The sequence below is a fragment of the uncultured Campylobacter sp. genome (genome assembly GCF_937997465.1).
Lineage (GTDB): Bacteria > Campylobacterota > Campylobacteria > Campylobacterales > Campylobacteraceae > Campylobacter_A.
In genome coordinates this window covers 1-6,835 of record NZ_CALKTQ010000153.1, presented here as the reverse complement: position 1 = coordinate 6,835, position 6,835 = coordinate 1, and the positions used below count along the sequence as shown (strand labels likewise).

Annotated in this window: 7 protein-coding genes; 6 read left to right on the top strand and 1 reads right to left on the bottom strand. The window is 47.1% G+C overall.

Annotation, left to right across the window (positions count from 1 at the left end):
* Positions 1-59: 59 nt before the first annotated feature.
* Entirely contained in the window at positions 60-1,412 is a 1,353-nt protein-coding gene (gene ccoG / locus Q0546_RS04735) for a cytochrome c oxidase accessory protein CcoG (RefSeq protein WP_298790986.1), read from the bottom strand.
* Positions 1,413-1,543: 131 nt separating this feature from the next.
* Between ccoG and Q0546_RS04730 the strand changes: the two genes are divergently transcribed.
* The 6 genes from Q0546_RS04730 to Q0546_RS04705 form a co-directional block, all read left to right on the top strand.
* Positions 1,544-3,028: a flavocytochrome c gene (locus tag Q0546_RS04730; RefSeq protein ID WP_298790984.1), complete on the top strand. Its 1,485-nt coding sequence runs from the start codon at positions 1,544-1,546 to the stop codon at positions 3,026-3,028.
* A gap of 89 nt (positions 3,029-3,117) precedes the next feature.
* Complete coding sequence (rpsU, locus tag Q0546_RS04725) at positions 3,118-3,330, top strand: 30S ribosomal protein S21 (RefSeq protein WP_002951513.1); 213 nt, start codon at positions 3,118-3,120, stop codon at positions 3,328-3,330.
* A gap of 109 nt (positions 3,331-3,439) precedes the next feature.
* Entirely contained in the window at positions 3,440-4,105 is a 666-nt protein-coding gene (locus Q0546_RS04720; RefSeq protein WP_298790982.1) for a DNA-binding protein, read from the top strand.
* Positions 4,106-4,170: 65 nt separating this feature from the next.
* Positions 4,171-4,746, top strand: a complete 576-nt coding sequence (locus Q0546_RS04715; protein WP_298790988.1) for a UPF0323 family lipoprotein — start codon at positions 4,171-4,173, stop codon at positions 4,744-4,746.
* A 2-nt stretch (positions 4,747-4,748) separates the two neighbouring features.
* Entirely contained in the window at positions 4,749-5,927 is a 1,179-nt protein-coding gene (locus Q0546_RS04710) for a glutathionylspermidine synthase family protein (protein ID WP_298790980.1), read from the top strand.
* Positions 5,928-5,936: 9 nt separating this feature from the next.
* The coding region (locus tag Q0546_RS04705) for a D-2-hydroxyacid dehydrogenase (protein WP_298790978.1) at positions 5,937-6,835 on the top strand (899 nt) is incomplete at its 3' end.

Sequence of the window (6,835 nt, the reverse complement as noted above, 5' to 3'; positions counted from 1 at the left end):
TTTTATTCTGATACTTTATATAATGTCAGTATATGATTATACTATAAAAAAATAATTTTTTACTCACTTGGATGGGCAAAAATCGTCCGTCTCTTAACATTTATCTTTTCTTTGTTATCCGCTGCGTAGGCGGAGATTTCTATCTTCGTCGTTTGCTCGCCAGTCTTAGCAAATGCCGATTTAGGCGCGCTTAGCACAACTACAATTTTCTTTTTTTCGCCCGCTTTTAGCAAAATTTGAGCCTTTGGGCGCTCGATTTTTATCGGCGCTTTAGCTTTGTCCGAGCTAATGTCAAAATAAAACTCATGCGCCTGAGTGTCGGTGTTTTCAAACAAAAACACGTATGCGTTTTCGATCTCGCCGCTTTTGTTTATCTTGTATAGCTCACTCGTGCGGTTGATATTTAGCAGCATGCTCTCTTTTTTAGCGCTCATTAGCGTTAGCGCGGTTGCGGCGATAGCGATGGCAGCGCAGTAACCGATGGTTTTAAAGCGCAGATACCGCACTTTTTGCTTGGTTTTTAGCGAATTTGAGCTTGTCCAGCTAATTAGGCTAGGCAAATTTAGCCCCGACATCGTTTTGGTGCAGGCATCTACGCACTCTAGGCAGTTTATGCACTCTAGCTGCATGCCTTTTCTGATGTCGATGTGCGTCGGGCAAATTTTCACGCAGGCTTCGCAACCCGTACACTCGTTTTGCGGTTCAGGAGGCTTTTTCCAGAGTTTGGTTTGACCATCGTAAATTTTACCGCCGCGCGCCTCGTCGTAGATCACCTGCACGCTGTCAGAATCGATCATCACGGACTGCACTCTAGCGTAGGGGCAGACGTAAACGCAAAAATTTTCGCCCAAAAACGCTACGTCAAATATCAAAAACGCAGCGATAACAATCCAAGCTCCGAGTAAAATTTTATGCTCGGAGGGGTCTAAAATTTGAGCCAAAAATTCCTGCGGCGGGACGAAAAACCAGAGAAAATTTGCCGCTGCGATAAAAGCTAAAACGCTCCAGATCGCGATAGCTACCGCGTTTTTGACGCCGCCCTCAGCCTGCGTTTGTTTATTTGAGACGCTCTTGCGGATTTTTAAAATTTTAGTTTGTATAAGGTCGCGGTAGATCACGCGAAATATCGTCTGCGGGCAGCTCCAGCCGCACCAGACGCGGCCGCCCAAATTCGTCATAAAAAATATAAAAATAAAAAAAATGATGAGCACGAAAGGCATCAAAAACAGCTCTTGGACGTTAAATTTGGCAAAAAACAGATGTAGTTCGCTGTGCTCAAAGCTTAGTAGGAAAAATTGATTTCTGCCGATAGATATAAACGGTAAAATCAGCGCAGTACAGGTGATCAGGATGTAGGTGATATAGCGTTTGCTAGCAAATTTGAAATAATTTTTATACTCTTCTTTCGTCATAATTCGTCCTGATTACAAAGTAGTGATAATTTTTGATAGATTATAGGGTTAATGCTATTAAACGCGTATTAAAATTGCTATTACGCCCCTTTTACGATGTATAATTTCATAAATTCTTTAAAGGAGATGTTATGAAAAAAATTTCTAGAAGAAATTTCATCAAAACTAGCCTTGTAGCAGCCGCAGTGGGCGCGCTAAATTTGCAAGCGGCACAAGATGATGAGATAAAATGGGACGCGGAATATGACGTCTTGGTGGTTGGTAGCGGCCTTAGCGCAAACGTTGCGGGCATCGTAGCAGCCGAGGGTGGGCTTGGCGTCGCGCTACTAGAAAAGATGTCGCGAACCGGCGGCAACTCTGTAGTTTCTCAGCTTGATTTTGCCTGCGTGGGCACCGAGCAACAAGAAAAAGCCGGCATCAAAGACTCCATCGAGCTTTTCGTAAAAGATCTAAACAAGGCGGGCAAGGGCTTTAACTACATAGAGCAGTCCTATAGGATTGCCCAAAATTCAAAAAGAGCTTATGAATTTGCCAAAGCAAGAGGCGTGCAATACGCCGAAAAGCTAAAGCATCTGGGCGGACATAGCGTAGCAAGAAGCCTAGAGCCCGTAGGCGGAGGCGGAGCGTGCGTGCAGGCGCTAAATTCGCACTTTGAGAGCAAGGGCGGCAAGACGCTAAAACGAGTAAAGGTCGATGAAATCGTGCTGGATAAAAACGGCGCGGCGATAGGGCTAAAGGTGAGAGAGGAATATAAATTTGACAAAAACCTAGCCGACGACGATGCGCAAAATGTCTCCGGAGACGTTAAATTTTATAAAGCTAAAAAGGCTGTGATTTTTGCAAGCGGCGGATTTTCGGCGGATAAAACCTTTAAAGCGGCACAAAATCCAAGGCTCGCTCTAGCCTCCACTCCGTCAAATCCGGGCGCGACGGCAGGCGCGCTAAAAACGATGGTAAGGGCGGGCGCGATGCCTATACAGCTTAGTTTGGGACGCTATTCTTTCGGTATTCCGACCGAGGATTTGATATTTGCTATTGCGGTCGACGGCAAAAACTCAAAGAGGTTTATGAACGAAGACGGCGATAGGCAGACTTTGTCCGATAATATTTTAGAAAATATGCAAAAAAACGAAAGCGATCTGTTCCCGACTATAATCTTTGACGAGACGGGATTTGCCTCCAGTCACGATCCAAAAAGGCTGCAAAAATTTATAGAAACCGGCAAGATGAAAAAATTTGAGAGCTTAGACGGGCTGGCGGCAGACTTTAAGTTAAATGCGCAAATTTTAAAAGAGGAAATAAGACGGTATAACGAAAGCGTCGCCGCTAAAACCGATGCCGATTTTAAAAAAGATTTAACCAAAGTCGCTCCGATAGAAAAAGCGCCGTTTTACGCGATACTCGGGGCTCCGGGCATCAGCTATACTCCGGGCGGCGTGAGGGTAAATTTAAACTTTGAAGTCCTTAATATAAACGATAACAAGCCTATTAAAAATTTATACGCCGTAGGCGAGGCGACGGGTGGCGTGCACGGATATACGAGGCTTACTAGCTGCTCGACGCCCGATTGTATCAGCTCGGCGATGATAGCGGCAGAGCATATACTAAAAGGCTAAATTTAAAGCCCCAGATGGCGAACAAAGCTTAAATTTATCAAATTTAAACTATAATCGCCGTCTATTTTAATTGAAAGGTGGTGAGGACGTTGCCTGGTATTAAGGTACATCCTAACGAGTCTTTTGACGAAGCTTACAGAAAGTTCAAAAAGCAAACCGACAGGAACCTTGTCGTGACTGAAGTTCGCGCAAGACGCTTTTTCGAGCCTATGACCGAGATCCGCAAAAAACAAAAAATCGCGGCTCGCAAGAAAATGCTTAAACGTCTATATATGCTTAGACGCTACGAGTCAAAGCTCTAACCAAAAGGGTCGCTTCGGCGGCCTTTTCTTTTTTCAAACTCCCGTTTAACTCGCATCAAAGCCAAAATTTGCCATAATCTACGCCAAATTTAACGATCAAAGGAAAAATATGTCCAAAGTGCCCGTGAGCGAGGCCGCGGAAATCTTAGGCGTGACCAAGGAAGCCGTCTACAACCGCATTCGTCGCGGAACGCTAAAAACCTTTGAAAAAGACGGCGTAAAATACGTGGTTTTAGAAGGCCATGAGCCCCAAGCCGCACCCAAATCAGCGCCTAAAACTTCAAAATCCGCTAAAAGCTCGGAGTCAAAAAAAGCTGCGAAAGCGGGCGAATTTGACGTGAACGAATTTCTACTCTCGCAAATCAGCGAACTAAAAGAACAAAATCAAAATTTGCAAGCCGATAAAGAGAGGCTTTTTCGCGAAAAAGAGCAAATTTTACTAAATAATAAAACCGAAATCGCTCAAATTTATCGCGAAAGAGACGAGAAACTAAGAGGATTTTTAAGTATGCTCGAGCGTCCGTTGCTAGCCCGTCAAAACGGCGAATACGTAGCGCCCATCGATGTGGAATTTGTCGAGAGCAAGCCTGAGAATGAGGGCAAATGGACGAGCTTGGCCGAGTTTTTAAAATCGCAAAATTTAAGCGGCAAGAGCCTAAAAAAAACGCAAAATAAAATCATAAAAAACATCGGAAAATCAAAATTTATCAAATTTAAAAAAGGCGTGATAATGGTAAAAAGCAAGAAAATTTCAAAGGAGCTAGATAAAAAATGAGAGTTTTTAAAGGCATAAAAAAAGTAGCCAGCTACGCTGCCGTGGGCGGATTTGGCGCAGTCGTGATGGCGGGATTGGTTGGCTGCGGCAGCAACGATAACAGCGGAGAAAGTAGTGCGCTAAACGAAGCGGCGCAAAAAACGGGAGCATTCGTCATCATCGAAGAAACCGCACCAGGCAAGTATAAAGTCCTAGAGGAGTACCCAAGCAGCGAAACGCGCGTCGTGCTAAAGGACATAAACGGCACCGAGCGCGTGCTGAGCAAAGAGGAGATGGATAAGCTAATCGCCGAGGAAAACGCTAAAATCGACGCCGGAACGTCGAATTTAACCGGCTCGAACGCTCAAAACGCGCAACTTTCAAGCGGCGGTATGAGCCTTGGCGAGACGCTTCTAGCCTCGGCTGCGGGCGCGATCATCGGTAGCTGGATCGGCAACAAGCTATTTAACAACCCGGGCTATCAGTCGCAGCGCCAAAGCGCGTATAAAAACCCAAGCGCGTATTCAAGGAGCGTCGATAGCTTTAACAAAGCCAAAGCCACGAGCTCGGCAGGTAAGCCTAGCGGCGGAAAAAGCGGATTTTTCGGCGGATCAAGTAGCTCAAGCTCGAGCTCAAGTTCAAGTTCAAGTTTTGGAGGTTAATCATGATAAATTTAAAAAAAATCAGCCCGCTAAATAACGAATTTTTAAGCGAAATCGGCTTTACGTGGCATACGGATCCAGACGGCAGCGACTACGTAGCAGACGAGCTAGTAGAGGTGAGCGAGGCGCAGGCCGAGGCCTACTATAATGCCGCAAACGAGCTATACGATATGTTCGTCGCAGCCGCCCAGCACGTCATCGACAACAACCTCTACCACGAGGTCGGCATCCCGTTTAATCTCGTAGATCTCGTGCGCGAAAGCTGGGAAAACGACGTGCACTGGCACCTCTACGGCAGATTTGATCTAGCCGGCGGGCTGGATGGCAAACCGATAAAACTGATCGAATTTAACGCCGACACGCCGACTGCCGTGTTTGAGACGGCGATCATCCAGTGGGCGGCGCTCAAATTTAACCGCATGGACGAGAGCGCGCAGTTTAACGACCTTTATGACGCCCTAAAGCAAAATTTTAGACGCCTCGTGACGCTAGATGAGGAGACCGAGAGCTTTAACGAGCACTACGAGGGCTGGAAAATTTTATTTAGCTCGGTGGCCGGTAGTAGCGAGGATGAGCAGACCGTGAAGCTACTGCAGTATATCGCCGAGGAGGCGGGCTTTCACACGGCGTTTGCCTACGTCGATGAGGTCGTATTTAACGACGAGGATGGTGTGTTTTTTGACGGCGAAAACTACGAGTACTGGTTTAAGCTCGTGCCGTGGGAGGATATCGCTGTAGAGGAGGGCGAGCTAGCCATCATCCTAAAAAACATCGTCCAAAATCAAAAAGCCATCATCCTAAATCCCGCATACACGCTACTTTTCCAAAGCAAAGGTATCTTGAAAATTTTATGGGATCTCTATCCGAATCACCCGCTTTTGCTCCAAGCTAGCGACAAGCCGATCGCGGGCAAAAAGTGCGTGAAAAAGCCGGTTTTCGGGCGAGAGGGCGCAAACGTGAGCGTGATAGAGGCGGACGGTAGCGTGAGCTTGCAAAACGGCGGCGACTACGGAGCAAACCGCGCGATCTATCAGGAATTTTACGAATTTAACAAAGACGCCGCCAACAATAGCTACCAAGCGGGCGTGTTTTTCGCCTACGAGGCGTGCGCGCTGGGATACCGCAGGGGCGGCGAAATTTTAGATAACTACTCCAAATTTGTGGGGCATTTTATCAAATAAGGACGCAAGATGAAAATAGTCTGCCTCGATGCCTCGACGCTTGGAAGCGACGTAAATTTGGACGTTTTTAGGCAGTTTGGCGAATTTAAAAGCTACCAAATGACCGCCGCAAACGAGCGCGTAGAGCGACTAAAAGGCGCGGACGTCGTCATCACGAACAAGGTCGTCATCGACAAAGAGACGATGGGCGCGTCAAATTTAAAGCTAATCTGCATAAGTGCAACTGGCATGAACAACGTCGATCTTGCGCACGCCGCAGCAAAAGGCATCGCGGTAAAAAACGTCGCGGGCTACTCCACAGCTAGCGTCGTGCAGCATACGTTTGCTTGCCTTTTTGCGCTGACCAATCGCATAAAATTTTATGATAACTACGCGCAAAGCGGCGAGTGGGCAAAGAGCGAAATTTTTACGAATCTAGACCGCAGTATCGGCGAGATCGCGGGCAAGAGCTTTGGCGTCATCGGACTTGGCGAGATCGGCAGGGGCGTGGCGCGCATCGCGGTGGCATTTGGCGCGAATGTGAGCTACTACTCAACTAGTGGCGCGAACGCAAACGCAGAGTTTAAAAGGCAAAATTTAAACGAGCTTTTAAGCGGCTGCGACATCGTGAGTATCCACGCTTCGCTAAACGAAAAAACGCGAAATTTGATCGGCGAACGAGAGTTAAATTTGATGAAAGAGGGCGCGATTTTGATGAACTTCGGACGCGGCGGCATCGTGGACGAGAGCGCCGTAGCCCATGCTATAGACGGGCGAAATTTGCGATTTGCCGCCGACGTGCTGGAGACCGAGCCTATGCGCGCGGATCATCCGCTGCTTCGTATCAAAAACAAGGAAAATTTGATACTCACTCCGCACGTGGCGTGGGCGAGCTTTGAGGCTAGAGAGCGACTCGTAGCGATGATCGC